At 66.7% G+C, this 21,161-nt stretch carries 22 protein-coding genes; 9 read left to right on the top strand and 13 right to left on the bottom strand.

Annotated features, from left to right (window positions below; all coding sequences use genetic code 11):
• Window positions 1-86: 86 nt before the first annotated feature.
• Window positions 87-737 carry a thiamine phosphate synthase gene (gene thiE / locus BHK69_RS08310; RefSeq protein ID WP_069689681.1) on the top strand — a complete coding sequence of 217 codons (651 nt, stop codon included), beginning with the start codon at window positions 87-89 and terminating at the stop codon, window positions 735-737.
• Between the two features lie 80 nt (window positions 738-817).
• Here the strand turns inward: thiE and BHK69_RS08305 are convergent, their stop codons facing one another.
• On the bottom strand, window positions 818-1,696 hold the full coding sequence (locus BHK69_RS08305; RefSeq protein ID WP_069689680.1) for a DUF1311 domain-containing protein: 879 nt from the start codon (window positions 1,694-1,696) through the stop codon (window positions 818-820).
• A 390-nt stretch (window positions 1,697-2,086) separates the two neighbouring features.
• Here BHK69_RS08305 and dnaK point away from each other — a divergent pair, with 390 nt between their 5' ends.
• Entirely contained in the window at window positions 2,087-4,018 is a 1,932-nt protein-coding gene (gene dnaK / locus BHK69_RS08300; RefSeq protein ID WP_069689679.1) for a molecular chaperone DnaK, read from the top strand.
• A gap of 154 nt (window positions 4,019-4,172) precedes the next feature.
• Window positions 4,173-5,312 carry a molecular chaperone DnaJ gene (dnaJ, locus tag BHK69_RS08295; protein WP_069689678.1) on the top strand — a complete coding sequence of 380 codons (1,140 nt, stop codon included), beginning with the start codon at window positions 4,173-4,175 and terminating at the stop codon, window positions 5,310-5,312.
• Window positions 5,313-5,506: 194 nt separating this feature from the next.
• On the opposite strand, the gene BHK69_RS08290 is transcribed toward dnaJ, so the two are convergent.
• The gene (locus tag BHK69_RS08290) at window positions 5,507-5,698 is read right to left on the bottom strand and encodes a CsbD family protein (protein ID WP_069693482.1); all 192 of its coding nucleotides are present in this window, start codon (window positions 5,696-5,698) and stop codon (window positions 5,507-5,509) included.
• 94 nt (window positions 5,699-5,792) lie between these two features.
• Window positions 5,793-6,635, bottom strand: coding sequence for a helix-turn-helix domain-containing protein (locus tag BHK69_RS08285; protein ID WP_069689677.1), 843 nt, complete (start codon window positions 6,633-6,635; stop codon window positions 5,793-5,795).
• Between the two features lie 141 nt (window positions 6,636-6,776).
• Between BHK69_RS08285 and BHK69_RS08280 the strand changes: the two genes are divergently transcribed.
• Both BHK69_RS08280 and BHK69_RS08275 read left to right on the top strand, forming a co-directional pair.
• Complete coding sequence (locus tag BHK69_RS08280; RefSeq protein ID WP_069689676.1) at window positions 6,777-7,199, top strand: hypothetical protein; 423 nt, start codon at window positions 6,777-6,779, stop codon at window positions 7,197-7,199.
• 116 nt (window positions 7,200-7,315) lie between these two features.
• Window positions 7,316-9,517: an esterase-like activity of phytase family protein gene (locus BHK69_RS08275; RefSeq protein ID WP_069689675.1), complete on the top strand. Its 2,202-nt coding sequence runs from the start codon at window positions 7,316-7,318 to the stop codon at window positions 9,515-9,517.
• 190 nt (window positions 9,518-9,707) lie between these two features.
• Here the strand turns inward: BHK69_RS08275 and BHK69_RS08270 are convergent, their stop codons facing one another.
• The 5 genes from BHK69_RS08270 to BHK69_RS08255 all read right to left on the bottom strand — a co-directional run bounded on the left by BHK69_RS08270 (window position 9,708) and on the right by BHK69_RS08255 (window position 12,848).
• Complete coding sequence (locus BHK69_RS08270; protein WP_069689674.1) at window positions 9,708-10,508, bottom strand: MetQ/NlpA family ABC transporter substrate-binding protein; 801 nt, start codon at window positions 10,506-10,508, stop codon at window positions 9,708-9,710.
• A 135-nt stretch (window positions 10,509-10,643) separates the two neighbouring features.
• Window positions 10,644-11,309: a methionine ABC transporter permease gene (locus BHK69_RS08265; protein WP_069689673.1), complete on the bottom strand. Its 666-nt coding sequence runs from the start codon at window positions 11,307-11,309 to the stop codon at window positions 10,644-10,646.
• Window positions 11,299-12,405 carry a methionine ABC transporter ATP-binding protein gene (locus BHK69_RS08260; RefSeq protein ID WP_069693481.1) on the bottom strand — a complete coding sequence of 369 codons (1,107 nt, stop codon included), beginning with the start codon at window positions 12,403-12,405 and terminating at the stop codon, window positions 11,299-11,301. The genes BHK69_RS08265 and BHK69_RS08260 overlap by 11 nt, the downstream gene beginning before the upstream one ends.
• A 7-nt stretch (window positions 12,406-12,412) precedes the next feature.
• Complete coding sequence (locus BHK69_RS32585; protein ID WP_158516176.1) at window positions 12,413-12,583, bottom strand: hypothetical protein; 171 nt, start codon at window positions 12,581-12,583, stop codon at window positions 12,413-12,415.
• Between the two features lie 10 nt (window positions 12,584-12,593).
• Complete coding sequence (locus tag BHK69_RS08255) at window positions 12,594-12,848, bottom strand: hypothetical protein (protein WP_069693480.1); 255 nt, start codon at window positions 12,846-12,848, stop codon at window positions 12,594-12,596.
• Window positions 12,849-13,292: 444 nt separating this feature from the next.
• Here BHK69_RS08255 and BHK69_RS08250 point away from each other — a divergent pair, with 444 nt between their 5' ends.
• Together BHK69_RS08250 and BHK69_RS08245 are read left to right on the top strand one after the other, a co-directional pair.
• A complete protein-coding gene (locus BHK69_RS08250) occupies window positions 13,293-13,700 on the top strand; it encodes a hypothetical protein (protein WP_069689672.1) in 408 nt (135 codons plus the stop codon).
• Window positions 13,701-13,803: 103 nt separating this feature from the next.
• Complete coding sequence (locus BHK69_RS08245) at window positions 13,804-14,286, top strand: copper chaperone PCu(A)C (protein ID WP_244548440.1); 483 nt, start codon at window positions 13,804-13,806, stop codon at window positions 14,284-14,286.
• A 117-nt stretch (window positions 14,287-14,403) separates the two neighbouring features.
• On the opposite strand, the gene BHK69_RS08240 is transcribed toward BHK69_RS08245, so the two are convergent.
• Both BHK69_RS08240 and BHK69_RS08235 read right to left on the bottom strand, forming a co-directional pair.
• Window positions 14,404-15,333, bottom strand: coding sequence for a dihydrodipicolinate synthase family protein (locus BHK69_RS08240; protein ID WP_069689670.1), 930 nt, complete (start codon window positions 15,331-15,333; stop codon window positions 14,404-14,406).
• Between the two features lie 47 nt (window positions 15,334-15,380).
• The gene (locus BHK69_RS08235; RefSeq protein WP_069689669.1) at window positions 15,381-16,067 is read right to left on the bottom strand and encodes a fumarylacetoacetate hydrolase family protein; all 687 of its coding nucleotides are present in this window, start codon (window positions 16,065-16,067) and stop codon (window positions 15,381-15,383) included.
• Between the two features lie 217 nt (window positions 16,068-16,284).
• On the opposite strand from BHK69_RS08235, the gene BHK69_RS08230 reads away from it, so the two are divergent.
• The gene (locus BHK69_RS08230; RefSeq protein WP_054210450.1) at window positions 16,285-16,494 is read left to right on the top strand and encodes a cold-shock protein; all 210 of its coding nucleotides are present in this window, start codon (window positions 16,285-16,287) and stop codon (window positions 16,492-16,494) included.
• Window positions 16,495-16,679: 185 nt separating this feature from the next.
• Here the strand turns inward: BHK69_RS08230 and BHK69_RS08225 are convergent, their stop codons facing one another.
• Together BHK69_RS08225 and BHK69_RS08220 are read right to left on the bottom strand one after the other, a co-directional pair.
• Window positions 16,680-17,918 carry a multidrug effflux MFS transporter gene (locus BHK69_RS08225; RefSeq protein WP_244548439.1) on the bottom strand — a complete coding sequence of 413 codons (1,239 nt, stop codon included), beginning with the start codon at window positions 17,916-17,918 and terminating at the stop codon, window positions 16,680-16,682.
• A 218-nt stretch (window positions 17,919-18,136) separates the two neighbouring features.
• Entirely contained in the window at window positions 18,137-18,769 is a 633-nt protein-coding gene (locus BHK69_RS08220) for a glutathione S-transferase family protein (protein ID WP_069689668.1), read from the bottom strand.
• A gap of 163 nt (window positions 18,770-18,932) precedes the next feature.
• Here BHK69_RS08220 and BHK69_RS08215 point away from each other — a divergent pair, with 163 nt between their 5' ends.
• On the top strand, window positions 18,933-19,634 hold the full coding sequence (locus tag BHK69_RS08215) for a hypothetical protein (RefSeq protein WP_069689667.1): 702 nt from the start codon (window positions 18,933-18,935) through the stop codon (window positions 19,632-19,634).
• 321 nt (window positions 19,635-19,955) lie between these two features.
• Here BHK69_RS08215 and BHK69_RS08210 read toward each other — a convergent pair whose 3' ends face one another.
• Window positions 19,956-21,086 (bottom strand): IS481 family transposase, encoded by a 1,131-nt coding sequence (locus tag BHK69_RS08210; RefSeq protein WP_199578988.1) that lies wholly within the window; start codon window positions 21,084-21,086, stop codon window positions 19,956-19,958.
• Window positions 21,087-21,161 lie beyond the last annotated feature (75 nt).

Here is a 21,161-nt window from a genome sequence, read left to right as displayed (position 1 = left end):
CGATATTCGGTCTGAGGCTGTAGGGCCGTCGAGCGAGCCCTTCTGGATTGCTTCGCTACGCTCGCAATGACGGAGAGGGTAAACCAATGACGCTCGATATCCTGCTCTACGGTCTGGTCGATCCGCAGATCGCCAGAGGCCGTTCGCTCGCCGAGCTCGCCCGGGCGGCGGCCAAAGGCGGCGCGACGCTGATCCAGTACCGCGCCAAGGAGGCCTCGACGCGCGAGATGGTGCGGGAGGCCCGAGCGATCCATGCGGCACTCGCCGGCACCGGCGTGCCGCTCTTGATCAACGACCGCGTCGATGTCGCTTTGGCGGCCGGCGCGGAAGGCGTGCATCTGGGCGCCGACGATATGGAGCTTGCCGACGCCCGCCGCCTGCTCGGCGAGAACGCGATCATCGGCGCGACGCTGGGAGAAGCGGCGGAATTGCCCTACCTCGCCTCCGCGCGCATCGATTATGCCTGCGTCGGCCCGGTCTTCGCCACGCAGCACAAGGACGATGCCGACATCCCGCTCGGCCTCGACGGCTACGCTGCGCTGCGGCGGCAGGCAGCCGAAGCGCTGGGTTTACTCCCGGTCGGAGCGATCGCCGGCATCAATGCGAGCAATGCCGCCTCGGTGATGGCCGCCGGTGCGGACGGGGTCGCCGTGATCGGCGCGATGTTCGGGGCCGACGATGTCGAGGGCGCGACGCGGGCATTGCGGGCCGCAATGGGAGTGAGCCCGCCTCGCTGACCACATACGCCCGTCACCCCGGATCTAAGCCGCTACACGGCTCGTCCGGGATGACGCAGGGATGAAAATTCCGTCGAGACTTACTGCGTCGGCGTGAGCGGCAGCGGGACCGGCTTCGGACGCGGCTTGGGCTTGGCGGCGGGCTTCGGCTCGCTGGTGATGCCGAGACGCGCCCGGATCGATGCCGCCCGCGCCTCGGTCATGCGCGCGCCGCAGAAGCCGAGCGAGCCCTCGCGCTGGAAGTCGCGGCAGGTCAGTTCGCGCTCGGCCGAGAAGCTCGCCTGTTCGCGCGCGATGGCGCGCTGGTCGGACGCATCGCCTTTGGCGCCGAGCACCCGATAGCCCTCGCGCACCGCTCTTTCAGCCGTGCCGCGCGCGGATTCGATCTCCTTGGCGCGCGAGACGAGCGTGCGCGAATCCGGCCCCCACAGGCCGCGCGGATCGATCCGACAGGCAGCGGCCTCGACGACGCAGGGCTGCGCTGGTTCAACCACGAGGAAAGCGCCATCAAGTACGTCGAAGACGATGGGGCAGATCGGGGCCTCGAGCTTATAGCGCGGGACGCCGGCGGGTCGTCCCAGCGCTGTCAGCGGCACCGGCGCATCGCCGAACGAGATCGCACAGGGCTCGACCAGATTGCTGGCCTGGAACCCCTCGGCCTTGAGTTTCAGCCCGTAGCCCGCCGCGGTCTTGTCGAAGACCGCCTCGCCGAAGCCGCCATTGCGCCTGAGCGGCCGGCCAATGATCGCCTCCTCGCCCGCGACCTTGATCGCCGGCATCACATGGGCGCGCGACGCCGCCGCGGGGCCGCCGGAGGCAGGCGGTGCAGACTGTTGGGTGCCGGCCTGGTTCGGTGGCTGCGCGCCGGGCAATTGCAGCGGCTGGGCGCAAGCGAGCGTCGTCCCGCCGGCAAGGGCGAGCAGGGCAAGGCTCGAAGCAAGGCGCAGATGTCGGTTCACGTCACAACCCTGGCGAAGACTCGACCGAGCGAAGGCATGCAAGTCCAAAGAAGGCTCGGCAAACCCGAAGAGAGCTTGGGCATTCCGCCTTGAATGACGGGGGCCGCGCCGGCACGCAAGGACACAAGCGCAACACCGGCTGGGAATGATCCCGATCGCGGCCGCACCCGGCCACAGCGACGGCGCCAGATTCTTAATCGGCTCTCGTGTCTTGCAAGGGCGGGAACACCCTCACTATATACGCCGCCAAGAGGCGGTTTAACGACCGTTCGACGTGGAATGCCGGTTTCGCTCGCCGCAGTAGGCGGGGGCGGCCCGGTCCATGGGCCGGAAGGCGGCGCCCAGGCGTCGCGGGCCGGCGATCTGCTCAATTTAAAAGGGATCCCCTCCATGGGTAAAGTTATTGGTATCGACCTCGGCACGACAAACTCCTGCGTCGCGGTCATGGAAGGCTCTACACCCAAGGTCATCGAGAATTCGGAAGGTGCCCGCACCACGCCGTCGATCGTGGCCATCACCGATGACGGCGAACGCCTCGTCGGCCAGCCGGCCAAGCGCCAGGCTGTCACCAACCCCGAGCGCACCTTCTTCGCGATCAAGCGCCTGATCGGCCGGACCTTCGACGATCCGATGACGCAGAAGGACATGCATCTCGTCCCCTACAAGATCAAGAAGGCGGCTGCGGGCGACGCCTGGGTCGAGGCCGACGGCACCGACTATTCGCCCTCGCAGATCTCGGCTTTCACGCTGACCAAGATGAAGGAGACCGCGGAGGCCTATCTCGGCCAGCCGGTCACCCAGGCCGTCATCACGGTCCCGGCCTATTTCAACGACGCCCAGCGCCAGGCGACGAAGGATGCCGGCCGCATCGCCGGCCTCGAAGTGCTGCGCATCATCAACGAGCCGACCGCGGCAGCGCTCGCCTATGGCCTCGACAAGAAGTCGGCCGGCACGATCGCGGTCTATGACCTCGGCGGCGGCACCTTCGACGTCTCGATCCTCGAGATCGGCGACGGCGTCTTCGAGGTGAAGTCGACCAATGGCGACACCTTCCTCGGCGGCGAGGATTTCGACATGCGCCTCGTCGAATATCTCGCCGAGGAGTTCAAGCGCGAGCAGGGCATCGACCTGAAGAAGGACAAGCTCGCCCTGCAGCGCCTGAAGGAAGCCGCCGAGAAGGCCAAGATCGAGCTCTCGACCACGGCCCAGACCGAAATCAACCTGCCCTACATCACGGCCGACGCTTCCGGGCCGAAGCATCTCGCCATCAAGCTCTCGCGCGCCAAGTTCGAGAGCCTGGTCGACGATCTCGTCCAGCGCACCATCGAGCCCTGCAAGAAAGCGCTCAAGGATGCCGGTCTTTCGGCGGGCCAGATCGACGAGGTCGTTCTCGTCGGCGGCATGACCCGCATGCCGAAGGTCCAGGAGGTCGTGAAGCAGTTCTTCGGCAAGGAGCCGCATAAGGGCGTCAACCCGGACGAGGTTGTCGCCATCGGCGCCGCGATCCAGGCCGGCGTGCTGCAGGGCGACGTCAAGGACGTGCTCCTGCTCGACGTGACCCCGCTTTCGCTCGGCATCGAGACGCTGGGCGGAGTGTTCACGCGCCTGATCGACCGCAACACCACGATCCCGACCAAGAAGAGCCAGGTCTTCTCCACTGCCGAGGACAATCAGCAGGCGGTGACGATCCGGGTATTCCAGGGCGAGCGCGAGATGGCGGCCGACAACAAGATGCTCGGCCAGTTCGACCTGATGGGCATCCCCCCGTCTCCGCGCGGCATGCCGCAGATCGAGGTGACCTTCGACATCGACGCCAACGGCATCGTCTCGGTGACGGCGAAGGACAAGGCCACCAACAAGGAGCAGCAGATCCGCATCCAGGCGTCTGGCGGCCTGTCGGAGGCCGACATCCAGAAGATGGTCAAGGATGCCGAGGCCAATGCCGGCGAGGACAAGAAGCGTCGCGAGCTGGTCGAGGCCAAGAACCAGGGCGAGAGCCTGGTGCACTCGACCGAGAAGTCGCTGAAAGACTATGGCGAGAAGGTCACGGCCGCCGACAAGACGGCGATCGAGACCGCGCTCGACGCGCTGAAGGCGGCCCTGGCGGAAGACAACGCCGAGACCATCTCGGCGCGCACCACCGACCTGATGCAGGCTTCGATGAAGCTGGGCGAAGCCATGTATGCGGCAAGCCAGACGGAGGGCGCCGCGGCGGCCGATGGCGGCGAAGAGCATGCGGCTGAAGCCAAGAAGGACGACGTCATCGACGCCGACTTCAAGGACGTCAGCGACGACAAGGGCGACAAGAAGAAGAGCGCCTGATTGCACGACTCCTTTCGCTGAGCGACATGGCCGGGCTTGACCCGGCCATTGCGTTCGCAGAAGGCGTCCTGAAGGAAGATATCGCTCTTCTGTCGGAGGTGGCCGGGCCTGAGCCCGGCCATGATTTCGAGGAGTGCGAAGGGGCGGCTGTTTGATGTCCAAGCGCGACTATTACGAGATCCTCGGCGTTTCCAAGACCGCAAGCGATGCGGAGCTGAAGAGCTCCTTCCGCAAGCAGGCGATGCAGTGCCATCCTGACCGTCATCCTGGCGACAAGGGGGCCGAAGCCAGGTTCAAGGAACTGAACGAGGCCTATCAGGTCCTGTCCGACGAGCAGAAGCGCGCGGCCTATGATCGCTTCGGCCACCAGGCTTTCGAGAATGGCGGCGGGGGCGGCGGCAATCCCGATTTCTCCGACTTCATGTCGGACATCTTCGACTCGTTCTTCGGCGATGCCAGGGGCGGCGGACGCGGCGGCCCACGCGCAGCCAATGGCCGCGAGCGCGGCGCCGATCTGCGTTACAATCTCGAGATCGGCCTGGAGGACGCCTTCGCCGGCAAGAACGCTTCGATCCGCGTGCCGACCTCGATCGCCTGCGAGGGCTGCTCCGGCAGCGGCGCCAAGCCGGGCTCCAAATCGCGGCAATGCCCGACCTGCGGCGGCCATGGCCGCGTGCGCGCCAATCAGGGCTTCTTTTCGGTCGAGCGCACCTGCCCGACCTGCAATGGCCGCGGCGAGATCATCGACGACCCCTGCAAGATCTGCCAGGGCGCGGGCCGGGTCACGCGCGAGCGCACGCTCGCCGTCAACATCCCGGCGGGCGTCGAGGACGGCACGCGCATCAGGCTCGCCGGCGAGGGCGAGGCCGGCTTGCGCGGCGGACCGGCGGGCGATCTGTACATCTTCCTCTCGATCAGGCCGCACGCGATCTTCCAGCGCGACGGTGCCGATCTGTTCTGCCGCGTGCCGCTCGGCCTGACCTCGGCCGCGCTCGGCGGCGAGATCGAGGTGCCGACGCTGACCGGCGAGCAGGCCAGGGTGAAGATCCCCGAGGGCACGCAGACCGGCAAGCAGTTCCGCCTCAAGGGCAAGGGCATGAGCGTGCTGCGCTCGCGCGAGGTCGGCGACCTCTACATCCAGGTGTTGATCGAGACGCCGCAGAAGCTCACCGCCCGCCAGCGCGAATTGCTGCTGGAGTTCGAGCGCGAGAGCTCGCATTCGACCCATCCCGAAGCCGCCGGCTTCTTCGGCCGCGTGAAGGACTTTCTGGGCGGGCTCGGCGGCGCGGCTTGACCTCGCCGTCATTGCGAGCGCAGCGAAGCAATCCAGTCTCGTAGAGCACGGCGGCCCCTGGATTACTTCGCGGAGCCTGTACTCGGGCTTGCCGAAGGCAAGACCCGGGTGCTCGCAATGACGGGCAGCGGTAACGCACACAAAAAACGGGCCGCCTTCCGGCAGCCCGTTCTTCGATCGAAGCCTGACCGCAATCAGGCCTTGTCGATCACCTTCTTGACGGCGTCCTTGCCCTTGCCAAGCGCCTGCTGAGCCTCGCCCTTGCGCTCCTGTGCGATGCCCTCGGCCTGGAGGCCGGGCTTGTTCAGCGTCTTGCCGGCGGCCTGCTTGACGTTGCCGGCGGCCTCATTGGCCATGCCCTTGATCTTGTCGGCGGTGCTGCCCATCATCTTGATCCTTCTCATGAATTCGCGCCGTCGCTGCGGCCTGAGATGAAGAAACCAATGGGCGGAAGGAAGGTTCCCGGGATTTTCCCGCGGTTCACGGAACCCCTGGAAACGCCCCGGAGACGCTTTGCGCCGCCATGGCGCGCAAGGCTTCACCGGTCGCAGCGTCGGCCGGAAAGAAGGTTTCCAGCGCCAGTTCCGACAGCGTGATGTCCACCGGCGTGCCGAAGACCGTCGTCGTCGAGATCAGGGACAAGACTGTCTCGCCCAGCCGCAATTGCAGCGGTACCACGATGGCAGGCTCGGCATCGATCTCCGGTGCATGGCCCTTGCGCACGGGCTCGACCGGTGCGGGATAGGTCAGTAATTCGGCCAGGAGATCGGCCAGCACCGGATCGGCCGTGGCCCTGATCTGCTGACGCAGCCGCGCGAGCAGATGCATCCGCCACTCGCCGAGATTCACGATGAGCGGAGCGAGCCCGTCCGGGTGCAAGGAAAGCCGCAGCACATTGACCGGCGGCCGCAGCAGATCGGCATCCACGATCAGGCCAAGCAGCGGCGCAACCGCGGCGTTGGCGGCAAGCAGCGTCCAGTGGCGGTCCACCGCCAGCGCCGGATAGGGCTCGTGGCCCTTGAGCACGAGGTCGATCGCGGCCTTCGCCGCCTGCAGGCCTGGATCTTCCAGGGAACGCTCCAGATAGACCGGCGCATAGCCCGCAGCCAGCAGCAGCGCATTGCGCTCGCGCAGCGGCACGCCAAGGTGCTCGCAGAGCAGCAGGACCATGTCGCGGCTCGGTTGCGAGCGGCCGCTTTCGAGGAAGCTGAGATGCTTTTGCGAGATCTCGGCCTCGAGCGCGAGATCGAGCTGGCTGAGCCGTCGCAATTGCCGCCAGTCGCGGATGAGCGAGCCGACCACGGGCTGATGATGCTTGTTCATGACGCCAACCTATCCGAGCACGGCCCGCTTTCAATTACCTCTGGCTTAATCGACCCGCCGACACGATCCCGTCAGCATGGCCTCCATCGACCACGGCCCAGGCTCAAACCCGCCCCGGCCACAACCAAGGAGACCAGAGCGATGTCCATGATCCAATCCTCGCGCTTCCTGCGGAATGCCCTTGCCGCTGACGCCGCCGCCTGCGCCGCGACCGGCCTGCTGCTTGCCATGGCGGCCGGTCCGCTCTCCGGCCTGCTCGGCTTCCCCGCGGGCTTCCTGCGCGGAGCCGGCCTCGTGCTGCTGCCTTGTGCGGCGTTGCTCGCCTGGCTCTGCGCCCGCGAAACCCTGCCGCGCCTGGCCGTCCACGCCGTGATCGGCGTCAACATCCTCTGGGTCGCCGACAGCATCGCGATCCTGGTCGCGGGCTGGTTCCAGCCAAGCGGGCTCGGCATCGCCTTCGTGCTGGCGCAGGCCGCGGCCGTCGCAGTGATCACGGAGCTGGAAGTGATCGGCCTGAAGCGCTCGGCGGCCGGCTCTGCCGCCAATGCCGTAGCGAGCCTGTGACCAGCAGCCAGTCTCGTCGGGGTGCCGGATTTCCGGCCCCCCGACACGCAACTGTCATGCAGCCTGACTAGCCGATTGGATTCGCGCTATCCCCTCAACGGAAGCAGGATCGATCCATGCGCCAGTCCTTCATCCCTGCCGCCCTCGCCTCCGCGCTGCTCTGCGGCACTGCTACGGCCGAGCCGATGTTCAACCGCATCGCGACCTTCTCCGTGCCGCTCAACCTTCCCGCCGACCGGGACGCCAGGCAGAAGACGGTCGCGGAGATCATCGCCGCCAACGAGGCCGGCACCCTGCTCGCCTATACCGACGGCGAGCAGAAGGCGGTCGGGCTGATCGACATCGCCACGCCGAACGCACCCAGGCCCGCCGGCTTCGTTCCCGTCGGGGGCGAGGCCACCTCGGTCGTCATCCTCGGCGATCTCGCCTTCGCGGCGGTCGTCACCTCCGGCGACAATTTCAAGGAACCGGCCGGGCATCTCGCCACCATCGACCTGAAGACCAGGCAGGTCATCGCCAGATGCGAGCTCGGTGGCCAACCCGACTCGATCACGCTCAGCAAGGACAAGAGCCGAATCGTCATCGCGATCGAGAACGAGCGCGACGAGAAGCTGAACAAGGGCGCGCTACCGCAACTGCCCGCCGGCAACCTGACCCTGATCGGCGTCAAGGACGGCGCAGCCGATTGCGCCTCGCGCCAGGTCGTCGACCTCACCGGCATCGCCGCCGTCGAGCCCACCGATCCGGAGCCCGAATTCGTCGACGTCAACCAGGATGGCCTCGTCGTGGTGACGTTGCAGGAGAACAACCACATCGCCATCGTCGATGTGAAGACAGGCAAGCTGGTCACGCATTTTCCGGCCGGCACGGTCGATCTCAAGGAGATCGACAAGACCCGCGACGGTCAGATCAAGCCCAGCGAAGAGCTGAAGGGCGTGGCGCGCGAGCCCGACGCCGTGCGCTGGCTCGACAATGACCGCTTCGTCACCGCCAATGAGGGCGACTGGAAGGGCGGCTCGCGCGGCTTCACCATCTTCCGCAAGGACGGCACGGTCGAGTTCGATTCAGGCGCCGCAGTCGAACATATCGCGATGCGCCTCGGCCACTACCCCGAGCGCCGCTCGGCCGCCAAGGGCAGCGAGCCGGAAGGCATCGAGGTCGCGAGCTACGGTAATGACCGCCTGATCTTCGTCGGGCTGGAGCGCGCTTCGCTGGTCCTAGTCTACAAGGATGAGGGCTCGGGCCGGCCGCCGCGCTATCTCCAGGCGCTGCCGGGCGGCATCGCGCCGGAGGGCCTGCTCGCCATCCCGCAGCGCAACCTCTTCGTCTCGGCCTCCGAGGCCGATCTCGGCGCGAAGGGCGGGGCGCGCTCGGCCGTGACGATCTATCAGCGCGGCGATCAGCCCGCCGCCTATCCGAGCATCCTCTCCAGCGATGTCGAGGGCGTGCCACTCGGCTGGGGCGGGCTGTCTGGGCTGGCGGCGCATCCCGCGACGCCTGGGCGTCTCTTCGCCGTCATCGACAACGCCTATTCGCCCTCGCGCATCCTCGAGATCGACGCCAGCCAGAATCCGGCGCGAATCGTCGCGGCCCTGACCGTGACCAAGGACGGCAAGCCCGCCACCTATGATCTCGAAGCGATCGCGACGCGCCCCGCTGGTGGCTTCTGGCTCGCCTCGGAGGGCAACCCCGAGGCCAAGGACAAGCCGACGCAGAACATCCTGCTGCGCGCCTCGGCCGCAGGCGTGGTCGAGGAGGAAATCCTTCTCCCCGAGGATCTGGCGAAGCAGGCCACCCGCTTCGGCTTCGAGGGTGTCGCGGTGACCGGCTCCGGCGCGGAAGAGACCATCTGGCTCGCCGTCCAGCGCGAGTGGCAGGACGATCCCAAGGGCAAGGCCAAAATCCTGAGCTACAAGCCCGCGACGAAAACATGGGGGGTGCTGCACTACCCGCTCGGCAAGCCGGCCGAAGGCGCCTGGATGGGCCTGTCCGAACTGACCTTTCTCGGCAACGAGACTTTCGCCGTGATCGAGCGCGACAATCTCTTCGGCGACAAGGCGGTGAAGACGCTGGCGAGCTTCTCGGTCAAGGGCCTGACGCCGGCACCGATTGGCTCGACCACGATCCCGACCGTGGAGAAGACGCTGCTGCGCGACCTCACGCCCGATCTGATGAAGCTCGGCGGCTATGGCCTCGACAAGGTCGAGGGCATGGCGCTCGACAAGGCGGGCGACCTCTTCGTCGTCACCGATAATGACGGCGTCGACGAGTCCTCCGGCGAGACGCAGTTCTTCGCGTTGGGGAAGATCACGCGCTGAGGGCTCGACGAGCGTCATGCTCGGGCGAAGACCCGAGCATCTCATGCCGGAGATTCTCGCAGGAGATACCCGGCGCTCCGCTTCGCTGCGGCCGAGAATGACGGGCGGGTCCGCACAACAAAAAAAGCCCCGGATGCACGCATCCGGGGCAGGCGCCTGACCGCGATTGGGGCCAGGTGGGGAGGAAGGGTTACCAGCCGGCGAGCACGGCGCCCTTGAAGCGCTCGGCGACGAAGGCCTTGATCTCGGGGGTGTGATAGGCGTCGACGAGGGTCTTGACCCAGGGCTTGTCCTTGTCGGCGGCGCGGACCGCGATGACGTTGACGTAGGGGCCCTTGGGATCCTCGCGCAGGATCGCCGAGGTCGGCTCGATCTTGGCATCGACGGCGTAGTTGGTGTTGATCGCGGCGGCGGCCACGTCGGCCAGCGAACGCGGGGTCTGTGCCGCCTCGATCTCGATGACCTTCAGCTTCTTCGGGTTCGAGACGATGTCGGCCGGGCCCGGCTTGAAGCCGACGCCGTCCTTCAGCTTGATGATGCCCTTGTCCTGCAGCAGCAGGAGCGAGCGCCCACCATTGGTGGGGTCGTTCTGGATGGCGATGGTGGCGCCGTCAGGCACCTCGCCCCAGCTCTTGTACTTGGCCGAATAGATGCCGAGCGGGAAGTTCACGGTCAGGCCGACGCTGACGATCTTGTAGCCGCGATCCTTCACCTGGTTGTCGAGATAGGGCTGGTTCTGGAAGGAGTTGGCCTCCAGCTCGCCGGCGTCGAGCGCCTGGTTCGGCACGACATAGTCGGAGAACTCGATGATCTTGAGATCGATGCCCTGCTTGGCGACGAGCGGCTTCAGCTTCTCCAGGATCTCGGCATGGGGACCGGGCGAGGCGCCGATGCGCACGACCTGATTCTGCTGGGCGAGCGCCGGCACGGCAAGCGTCAGGGCAAGAGCGGCGGAGGCTGCCAGCGCGGCGCGGCGTGTGATGATGGACATGGGATGGGCTCCTTTGGTTGTGCTTGTTTGGTTGTGCTTGGGATGGCGGATCAAGAACCTCAGCCCTCATCCCAAGGAGCCGGCGCAGCCAGCGTCCCGAAGGATGCACCTCAGGATGAGGGCTGTGGTTAGGGTTCAGGCGTGACGCAGGCGCTTGTTCAGGCGGCGAGCGAGCCGGTCCCCGATGCTCTGGACGGTCTGGACCAGGACGATCAGGACGGCGACGACGGCGGCCATGACATCGGGCATGAAGCGCTGATAGCCGTAACGGATGCCGAGATCGCCGAGCCCGCCGCCGCCGACCGCGCCGACCATGGCGGAGAAGCCGAGCAGGCTGACGATGGCAAGCGTGAGCCCCAGCACGATCGCGGGCAGCGCCTCGGGCACCAAGACCTTGCGCACGATCTGGACCGGCGTCGCGCCCATCGAACGGGCGGCCTCGACGAGGCCCTGATCGACCTCGCGGATCGCCCCCTCGATCAAGCGCGCGATGAAGGGCGTGGAAGCGACCGTCAATGGCACGATCGCGGCCGCAGTGCCGATCGAGGTTCCCGCCAGCAAGCGCGTGAACGGGATGATCGCGACGACGAGGATGATGAAGGGCGTCGAGCGCGTGGCATTGACGAGCGCGCCGAGCACCGCGTTGGCGAAGGGCGCGGCAAACAATTCGCCGCGCTTGCTCGTCGCCAGGAAGACGCCGAGCGGCAACCCCAGCAAGGTGCCGATCCCGGCCGCGACCGCGACCATGGTCAGCGTGTCGGCGGTGGCCTGGAGGATGAGCCGGATGATTTCAGGCGACATGGCCGATGACCTCCACCTTGAGTTCAAGGCTTTTCAGCGCGCCGAGCACGGCACCGAGTTCAGGCTCGCGCGCCGGCACCGAGACCAGCAGGCTGCCGAAGGGCTTGCCGGCGATGGCGTCGATGCGCCCGGCCAGGATGTTGACGTCGACGCCGATGATCGAACTCAGCCGGCTGATCACCGGGGCCGTCGCGTTCTCGCCGGTGAAGGTGATGCGCAGCACTGCGGCGTCGCCCGATCGCGGCTCGCTGCGAAGACGGCCGGCGAGATGAGCTGGCAGATCGACGCCGGTCACCGCCTCGACGAAACGTGCCGTGGTCGGGTGCTTGGGCTGCGTCAGCATGGAGAAGGTGTCGCCCTCCTCGACGATGCGGCCGCCCTCGATCACCGCGACGCGGTCGCAGATCTCCTTGATGACGGGAATCTCGTGCGTGATCAGCAGGATGGTGACGCCGAGCTCGCGGTTGACCTGCTTGAGCAGCGCCAGGATCGATTGCGTCGTCTCAGGATCGAGCGCCGAGGTCGCCTCGTCGCAGAGCAGCACCTTCGGCTCGGTCGCGAGCGCACGGGCGATGCCGACGCGCTGCTTCTGGCCACCGGACAGCTCGGCCGGATAGCGCTCGCGCTTGTCGGCGAGGCCGACGAGATCGAGCAGGCGCTCGACCTGGGCCGTGATCTCCGCCTTGGGCGTGCCGGCGATCTCCAGCGGCAGCGCGACATTGTCAAACACCGTGCGCGAGGAGAGCAGGTTGAAATGCTGGAAGATCATGCCGGTCGTGCGGCGCCGCGCCCGCCAGCCGGCCTCGCTCAAGCCGGTGACGTCCTCGCCCTCGATCAGGATGCGGCCGGAGCTGGCGCGCTCCAGCCCGTTGACCAGCCGGATCAAGGTCGACTTGCCGGCGCCGGAGCGGCCGATGACGCCGACGATCGCGCCCTTGGGCACATCGAGATCGATGCCCGCGAGCGCCTCGACCTCGCTTTGGCCGCGACGGCCGGCAAAGACCTTGCCGACCCGCTCGAAGCGGATGATCGGCTCAGGCAATGGCGGGATACCGATCCCGACGCGAAAGGCGTCAGGCTTCAAAGGGGCGTTCATCATGGCCTCAGAAATGGGTGTGGCAGGACCAGTGGGCAATGCCGAGCTGTTCGTGCGTCACATCGTGAATGGATTGGCGCAGGGCCTCATCAGCCGCGGGATCGCACGCTGCCTGCGCAGGCACCGCCCTGGCGAACCAGGACGACAGCCAGCGCCAGAGAAAGGCGAGCGAGCCCATCGCGGCCTCGTCAGGATGCCAGCCGCGTCGCGCTGTGGCGGCGCGGAGCGGCGAGCTGACGGGCGGCAAGCTCGGCCGCGCTCGGCGTAGCGAAGCGATGGCCCTCGAGCGCATGGAACGCCGCGGACGCCGCGATGAAGGTGAAATAGCGCTCGTCGGGACGGCGATTGACCAGGCCCGCCTGGGTCTCGCCGATCTCGATGACATAAGCCTGAGAGGCCTGGACCAGAGCCAGCTGATCGTAACTGGAATGAGTATGCGACATGGTTCTGCCTCCGCCGCTCTTGCGGCGCTTGATGGACATCTGACGGATGGAAGAGAGCCGGTGAGCCGGCCTTCAGCGCAGGATCAGCGTCGACAACAGCCCATATCGCAGGCGAGGCGGGGTTCGTCAGGTCGAACGGTCAGCATGGCCATGGTCTTCTCCTCATAACTGGAGCCCACGACCACGTCGTGGCGCTTTAGCGTTTGGTGACGCGGCGCAAGCTGCTCGCTCAAATCCCCGCGGCCATCGGACCATGCCCGACGACAAGCCATAATCTGGCCGGAGATATCCTCTTTGTCAACCCAATCGTTCTTTTAAAGAAACGAAACGGGAGAAAAGAATTTTCCCGCCAGCAGCGCCGTGACGAAAAATCCTTCGTCGAAGCAGCGCGCTGGTCGCTGCGCGAGTGCACGGCTTCACTGGCGCAGCTTGACGGGCATAGGAATGCGGGTGCATCTGCCCGGCATGCCGGCTTTCGCCCCTCTACTCGCGCGACTGCGCCGCTCCGCGCTCGGAGCCTGGCTCGCCGTCGCCTATGCGCTGGCGGTGCTGGCTGCGGGACTGGCGCCTTCCGCCGCGCTCGCCCATCCCGGCCTCGACGGCGCGCTGCTCTGTTCCGGACTGAGCGCTCCCGGACCTGACGCTCCCGAGCCCGCCGGCGAGCTGACGCATTGCAAGGGCTGCCCGGTCAATCCGGTGATCGCCGGCCCCGCGCCGACCATGCAAGGCATGATCGTCAGGCTGGCCGTTCAGGCGCCCGCCCTTCACACCATCATCCCGGCGCCACCGCGCATGGCCGCGTTCGGCCTGCCGCAATCGCGCGCGCCGCCGACGGCCCTCCTCCGTCTCTGACGGCTCCTATCCCGCTTTCATTAGGGCAGACGCCCCAGGTCGCGCTGCCGTTTCGCATCCCCTGCCCTCGGGCATGGTCGATGCAGCCATTCAGGATTTTTCGATGAACAAGATTTTGCACACGCTCGCGGCCATCGCGCTGACAGTGAGCAGCGCCGCCGCCTTCGCCCATGAATACAAGGCCGGCCCGCTCAAAATCGGCCATCCCTGGTCGCGCGCCACGCCCGCCGGCGCGAAGGTCGGCGGCGGCTATCTCTCGATCGAGAATACGGGCGCGACGCCCGACCGGCTGGTCTCGATCTCCGTGCCCTTCGCGGACAGCGTCGAAATGCACGAGATGGCTGTGGTCGACGGCATCATGACCATGCGGCCGCTCGAAAATGGGCTCGCGATCGCATCCGGCGCCAAGATCGAGTTCAAGCCCGGCGGCTACCACATCATGTTCATGGACCTAAAGCAGCCGCTGAAGCAGGACGAGATGCTCAAGGGCACGCTGACCTTCGAGAAGGCCGGCACGGTTGAGGTCGCGTTCAAGGTCGAGACCATGGGCGCCAAGGCCCCTGCCCCCGGCGCGCATACGCACTGAGGCACAGGCTGCGCCGTCATGCTCGGGCGAAGTCCCGAGCATCCACGCCTTCGCTGGTCAAAGTCCGTGGTCAAGACGTGGATGCTCGCCACAAGGGCGAGCATGACGGCTGGAACCTCACACCTTGGCGCGCGGATCGACCTTGGCGACGCGCGCCAGCAGGTAATCGACCTCGGTCTTCGCCTTGGCTGAGATCGACGAACCCGGCTTGCGCTGGGCGTCGCTGGCAAGGATGCCACGCTTCATCATGGTGTATTTGCGCACGGCGAGGCCGACGCCGAGCTGCTGCTCATAGCGCAGCAGCGGCAGATGCGCGTCGAAGATGTCGTGGGCGGCGTCGCGGCTTCCGGCCTTCTGAAGCTTGACCACGTCGATCAGCAATTCCGGGAAAGCGTAGCCGGTCATCGCGCCGTCGGCGCCGCGCTCCATCTCGAAATCGAGGAACATGCCGCCATTGCCGGTCAGGATCGAGATCGGCCGCAAGGAGCCCTCGGCCTGGAACTTGCGCAGCGTCGAGATCTTCTCCAGCCCCGGCCAGTCCTCATGCTTCAGCATCACGCAGGAGGAGTGGTCCATGACGATCTTGCGGATCACCGCCGGCGTCATGATCACCGAGAGCGTCAGCGGATAGTCCTGGATGACGAAGGGGATGTCGGTGCCGATCGCCTCGATGGCTTGGGCGTAATAGCCGGTGATCTGGTCGTCGGTGCGCAGGGATGGCGGCGGCGCGATCATCACGCCGGCGGCGCCGAGCTCCATCGACTGGCGCGCCAGCGAGCGCATCGCGGCAAAGCCGGGCGCGGAGACGCCGACGATGACCGGCTTGCCCGGCATCCTGGCCACGGCGATCTTGACGATGCGGACCGATTCCTCCGGCTCCAGCTTGGGCGCCTCGCCCATGATGCCGAGCACCGTCGTGCCATCCGAGCCAATGCCGTCGTAGAATTCGAACAGGCGCTCGGTCGAGGTCCAGTCGATCGTGCCGTCGGGATTGAACGGCGTCGGCGCGATCGGGAAGACGCCGCTGGCGTCGGGGGTCAGGCTCATGGTTTTGGCTTTCGAATGGACTGTGTCGATGGACTTCGATTCGGCTCTCAGACGATGCGGGTGCGGACGCTGCCGACGCCGGCGATCTCGCCCTCGAGCACGTCGCCCCGGACCACCGCTGCCACGCCCTCGGGCGTGCCGGTGAAGATCAGGTCGCCGGGCGCGAGCACGACGAGGCCCGACAGATAGGCGATCGTCTCAGGCACGCTCCAGATCATCTTGGCGAGGTCCGAGCTCTGGCGAGGCACGCTGTTGACGACGAGCTCGATCTTGCCGGCGCTGGGATGGCCGACATGGCTCGCGGGCGCGATCTCGCCGATCGGCCCCGACAGGTCGAAGCCCTTGCTCATGTCCCAGGGCTTGCCGGTCTTCTTGGCGGCGGCCTGCAGGTCGCGCCGCGTCATGTCGAGCCCGGCGGCGTAGCCATAGACATGGTTCAGCGCCTCGGCCTCGGGGATGTCATGCCCGCCGGTGCCGATCGCCACGACCAGCTCCATCTCGTGGTGCAGATCCCCGGTCTTGGTCGGATAGGGCATGTCGGCGCCGTTGATCAGCAGCGCGTCGGCCGGCTTGGTGAAGAAGAACGGCTCCTCGCGATCGGGATCGCCGCCCATCTCGCGGGTATGCTCGGCATAGTTCCTGCCGACGCAGAAGACCCGGCGCACGGGGAAGAGCCCGCCGCCGGCGACCGGCACCGCGGTGACGGCAGGCGGATCGATCACGTAATTCGTCATGGCTCGGGGCTCCTTGCGATATTTCCCCTGCCGTTCATGCGGGAGCGGGGCGTGCGGGGCAAGGGCCTCGACTCTCGGGACGGGGCTGCATCTGCGACATCGCAAAGACCGGCGCAAGGGCGTTTTGCGGCGCATCATTGCAACCATAGCGGATTGCCCCCTACAGTAAGGCCGGGTCGGCATGTGCCGGCCTGAACTGAGACTGAAGGAACAGCACGTGAGCACGGGTACCGTGAAATGGTTCAACGAAACCAAGGGCTACGGATTCATCACGCCTGACCAGGGCGGCAGCGATGTTTTCGTGCATATCAGCGCGGTCGAGCGCTCTGGCATGCGCGGCCTGAACGAAGGTCAGAAGATCAGCTACGATCTCGAGGCCGACCGCAAGACCGGCAAGTCCTCGGCGGTCAATCTCAAGACTGCGTGAGATAACCCCTAGACGGGAGGCCGATCGGCGGCGTCGCTTCCCGAGCCAATGCGAATCTCTATCGATCTACCAGGACTGAAGACGATTCCCGGCATGCCCGTCGCCAAGAGGCGGCGGTCGAAGGGCAAAGGCCAGCCCCAATGGCCCGATTTCCGCAGCGGCTTCTTGTCAGCTGCGACCTCTTGTTAGGTGCGACCTGGCGCCGGCCGAAACAGCCGGCCTTTCTCGGCCACCAGCACGATCCCCAGCGCGGCCAGCCCGCACAGCGAGAAGCCCAGCGTCAGCGGCACCACCGTGCCGTCGAAATGCTGGCCGATATAGAAACCGATCAGCGCGCCACCGACCGTGGTGACGAAGCCCTGCACCGAGGAGGCCGTGCCCGCGACATGGCCGAGCGGGTCCATGGCGAGCGCGCCGAAATTCGGCGCCAGCAGGCCGAAGCAGAACATCGCGCCGCCCTGCAGGGCCGTGAAGCTCCAGAGCGATTCATGCCCCGTCAGCGCGACCAGCGCATGCGTGCCGGTGAAGGCGATATAGCCCAGCAGCGCGGCATGCGAGACCCGGCGCATGCCGAGCCGCACGACGATGCGCGAATTCACCAGCGAGGCCACCGCCATGAAGCCCGCGATCAGCGCGAAGATGATGGTGAAGAGCTGCGGCGCCGCGAAGACATCGACGAAGACCTGCTGGGCCGAGTTGATGAAGCCGAACAGCCCACCGATGACGAAGGCCATCGCCAGCATGTACCCGACCGCGACGCGCGTCGTCAGCGTGGTGCGGAAGGCTGCGACGACGCTGTGAAACTCGATCGGCTTGCGATCCTCCTCATGCAGCGTCTCGGGCAGCCTGAACGCGGCCCAGAGCATCACCGAGGCGCCGAAGATCGTCAGCACGCCAAAAATCCAGCGCCAGGGCGCGACCCAGAGGATGGCCTGGCCGATCGAGGGAGCGAGAATCGGCACCGCCAGGAAGACGATCATGGCGAGCGACATCACGCGGGCCATGTCGCGGCCGGAATAGCAGTCGCGCACGATCGAGACCGCGAGCACGCGCGTCGCCGCCGCGCCGACTCCCTGGACGATACGCGCCCACATCATCGCCTCGAAGGAGCCGGCGAAGGCCGCCGCGATGCTCGCCAGCACATAGAGCCCGAGGCCGAAGAGCAGCACCGGCCTGCGGCCGAAGCGGTCCGAAAGCGTGCCGTAGACGATCTGCGCCACGCCGAACCCGAGCAGATAGGCGGTGACGATCCATTGCCGGTGATTCGCCTCCATGATGCCGAGCGTCTCGGCCATTTCGGGCAAAGCCGGCAGCATCGAATCGATCGCGAGCGCGTTCACCGCCATCAAGGCGGCGGTCAGCGTCACGAAGGAACGGAAGCTCATGCCGTGGCGCGGCAAGGCGGGGTCAGCGATTACGGTCATGTCAGCCTGTGCGGGCGCTGATCCGCGCAGGGCGGATTTGGAAAAGCTCGATTGCCCCTTAGAGCGCCGAGTTTTATGCCCTCATCAAACGCAGGACAACCCGGCTTTGCTGCAGCGCGTCATGCACCGAGCGGGAAGCGCGCTGGAGCAATTGCTCCAGCTGCTTTGTCTGAACGCGTTTTCTTCCCGCGAACCGGTGCCCACTTCGCGAAAACGCTTCAGGCCTGCTTCTGCTGCTCCGCGATCAGGGCATCGTCGATCTCGTCGGCCCGCAGCGCCGCCGGGCGGCCGGAGATGCGCTTGCCATAGGCGTCGAAGGCCGGGCGCTTCTCGATCGAGCCGAATTGCAGGCCCCAGAGGATCTGCGAACCGAGATAGACATCGGCCGCGCTGAAACGGTCGCCCAGCAGATATTCACCCGCCGTCACCGCCTGCTCCAGCGTGTCCATGACGTCGGTGAAGCTGCCATAGCCGATCATCCGGGCCCTGTCGGCGGGCACCTCGAAGCCGAGCGCCTTGTTGCTCACCGCCGCCTCCGTCGGCCCCGCGCCGAAGAACAGCCAGCGGTAATAGGGGCCGCGCAATTTGCTGCCGGGCTCCGGCGCGAGGCCGGCCTGCGGGAAGGCGTCGGCGAGATAGGCGCAGATCGCGGCGCATTCGGTGACGACCATGTCGCCATGCTTCAGCGCCGGCACCTTGCCCATCGGATTGACCGCCTTATAGGCGCCCTTCATCGGCGGGCCGAAACCCAGGATCTCGGCGCGGTAGGGCGCGCCCACCTCCTCCAGCATCCAGCGCGCGATCCGGCCGCGCGACATCGGGTTGGTGTAGAGCACGAGCTCGTCCGACATGGTGTTCTCCCTGGTCTTGTGGTTTCCGCCACCATAGCCCGACGAGATGGCGCGACCGTGTCAGCAGCGATTTGCTACAGCTTGCATCGGCTTATCCCGAATAACCGGTTCCCACTTTTCGGGCCGATGCTCTATCCTCGCCTGCGAACACGGCGCGGGGCCCATGGATTTGTCGACAGCGCAGCGCGCAACGATCACGGATGGCCGGATGGTCATCGCCGGCCTGCCCGGCCACTTCGTGCAAGCGCCGGCGCGCCGGCTCACGCTGGAGGCGAGCGGGCTTGCCGCGCTCTCGGGTTATGCGCTGCGTGACGGCGCGCTGGCCAATGACAGCCGCATCGCCGCCCGCGCAAAACTGCCCGAGGACAGCCTCGGCCGGGCTGGCCTCAGCGAGGAAGCCGGCGAGATGCCGCTCGCGATCCGGCCCTTGCCCGAGGGCGGCATGGCGACGCGCATGCTGCTCGTGCTCGCCCATGGCGGCGAGGAGCCAGGCTACCACGCGACACTGTGGCTGCCGAACGAGATCTTCTCCGCCCTGAAGCAGGACGTCGAGGCCGATCGCGCCGGTCAGCTCTCCCTCGTCGCGACGACGAGCCTCTGGCTCGACGAGGCGGAGCGCGATGCCCCCACTGAGCGCCCCGTTGCCTGGCGGCTCGGGCCGGCGCCGGACGATGAGGGCAGCGTCCCGGCGCGCGGCCTGGTCGAGCGCATCGGCTGGAGCGCGGCCGCCGCCTCGCCCACATTTGCGCAGGCCGACGAGGAGCCGGAGGAGACGGTAGCCGAGGCCCTTACGCGATTGAACTGGAGCCTGAAGCAGATCGCGCTGGTGCTGTTGTTTTTGATGATCATTGCGGCGTTGAAGTGAGGTTTCTCCTTCTCCCACCCATCTCGGGCTTGCCCGAGATTGGCAACCCAAAGTGTCAAAGTCGGCAACAGCCGACTTTGACGCGGGAGAAGGTGGCCCGGCAGGGGCGGATGAGGGGGCGCCGTGCGCTTTCCGGTTGGCGTCGTGTTCGGCTGGTTGGAAAGCTCACTGCGCCCCCTCATCCGTCTCGGCTGCGCCGATCCACCTTCCCCCGCCAGGGGGGAAGGGAAGAACTCCCGCCAAAACCCCGCCGGCGTTTCCGCGGCAGTTGGTGAGGGGCAGTCGCCCCCGCGCCTGTCCAGCGGATAGGTTGGTTACAATTTAGCCTGGGTAGATTGGTGACAGTTTCTGGCCTTGGTGGTCGATGAGGCCGATGGGTTGTTTGTAGAACCAGACGCACCAGCCGTGCTCTGTCGCTTCGAGGGCTACGGGCTCACCTTTGAGGGCGGAGCAGATCTGTACGAGGCGGCCCTCGATCTTGATCTCGCCGTTGCTACGCACCCTGCGGATGGTTCGATCGGACGGGTAGTCGGGTTGGGGAAGTTTGTCGGGCATGGACCGGGGCGAAGGATTGTAGAAGCTGGCGGGGGGCTTCTGGCCAAGGGCCTGATGGGGCCGTTCGTGGTTGTAGTCGCGTCGGAAGGCTTCCAGGCGCTGAGCCTGGGCGGCGCGGTTGAGTGAAGCGGGCCGCATGGCTTCCAGCAGGGTGAGATGGAAGCGTTCGAGGCGGCCATTTTCCTGAGGAGAACCGGGCCGGGTGCGCTCGGGCTGGATGCCCAGCTTGATCCACCAGGCCGACAGGGCGCTGAGCCCGGAGGCGCTGGTGGAGGCGAAGGGCGGGCCGTTGTCGGAACGGATGACCTCGGGCAGGCCATAGACCTGGAAGGCGCGTTGCATGACCGGCTTGGCCTGGGCGGTGTGGACGCCGTCGCCCGCCGAGACCGCCAGGACGAAGCGGCTGTAGCTGTCGGCCAGGGTCAGCGGCTCGCAGCGCTCGCCGTCGCCCAGGGTGACCCAACCCTTGTGGTCCACAGCCCAGACGTGGTTCGGCCGCTCGGGTGTGGTCAGCGCGCCCAGCCGGGGCGGGGGACGGCGTCGGAGGCGGCGGCCCGATATCAGGCCCTGGCGCTTGAGGATCTCGTGCGCCGTCGAATGCGATGGCCAGGACAAGTCCGGATGCAGCTGCTCAAGCTTAGCCACGATCTTGCGCGGACCCCAGCTCGGCCGCGCCCGTCGCAGGTCCAGGATCTTCTCCACCAACGGCGCAGGCGTCGCCAGCCCGTGCGCAAGCGGCGCCGATGACCGGTTCGCAAGCCCCGACGCGCCCTCAGCCTCATAGCGCGCCCGCCACTTGTACCCAGCTTTGCGACTGATCCCGTAAACCTCGCAAAGCTCGGTCATCGACACGTCGCCCGCCAGCCAGTCGGCTATGAAACGCACCCGTTCGTCCATGGCACAGCTCTCTCGCCACGGCATGGTCCAGCCCTCCCAACTATCCAGGGAAAAACTGTCACCCTTCTATCCGGG

It is taken from the genome of Bosea vaviloviae, from assembly GCF_001741865.1.
Classification (GTDB): domain Bacteria; phylum Pseudomonadota; class Alphaproteobacteria; order Rhizobiales; family Beijerinckiaceae; genus Allobosea; species Allobosea vaviloviae.
This window is presented reverse-complemented; position numbering and strand designations above follow the sequence as displayed.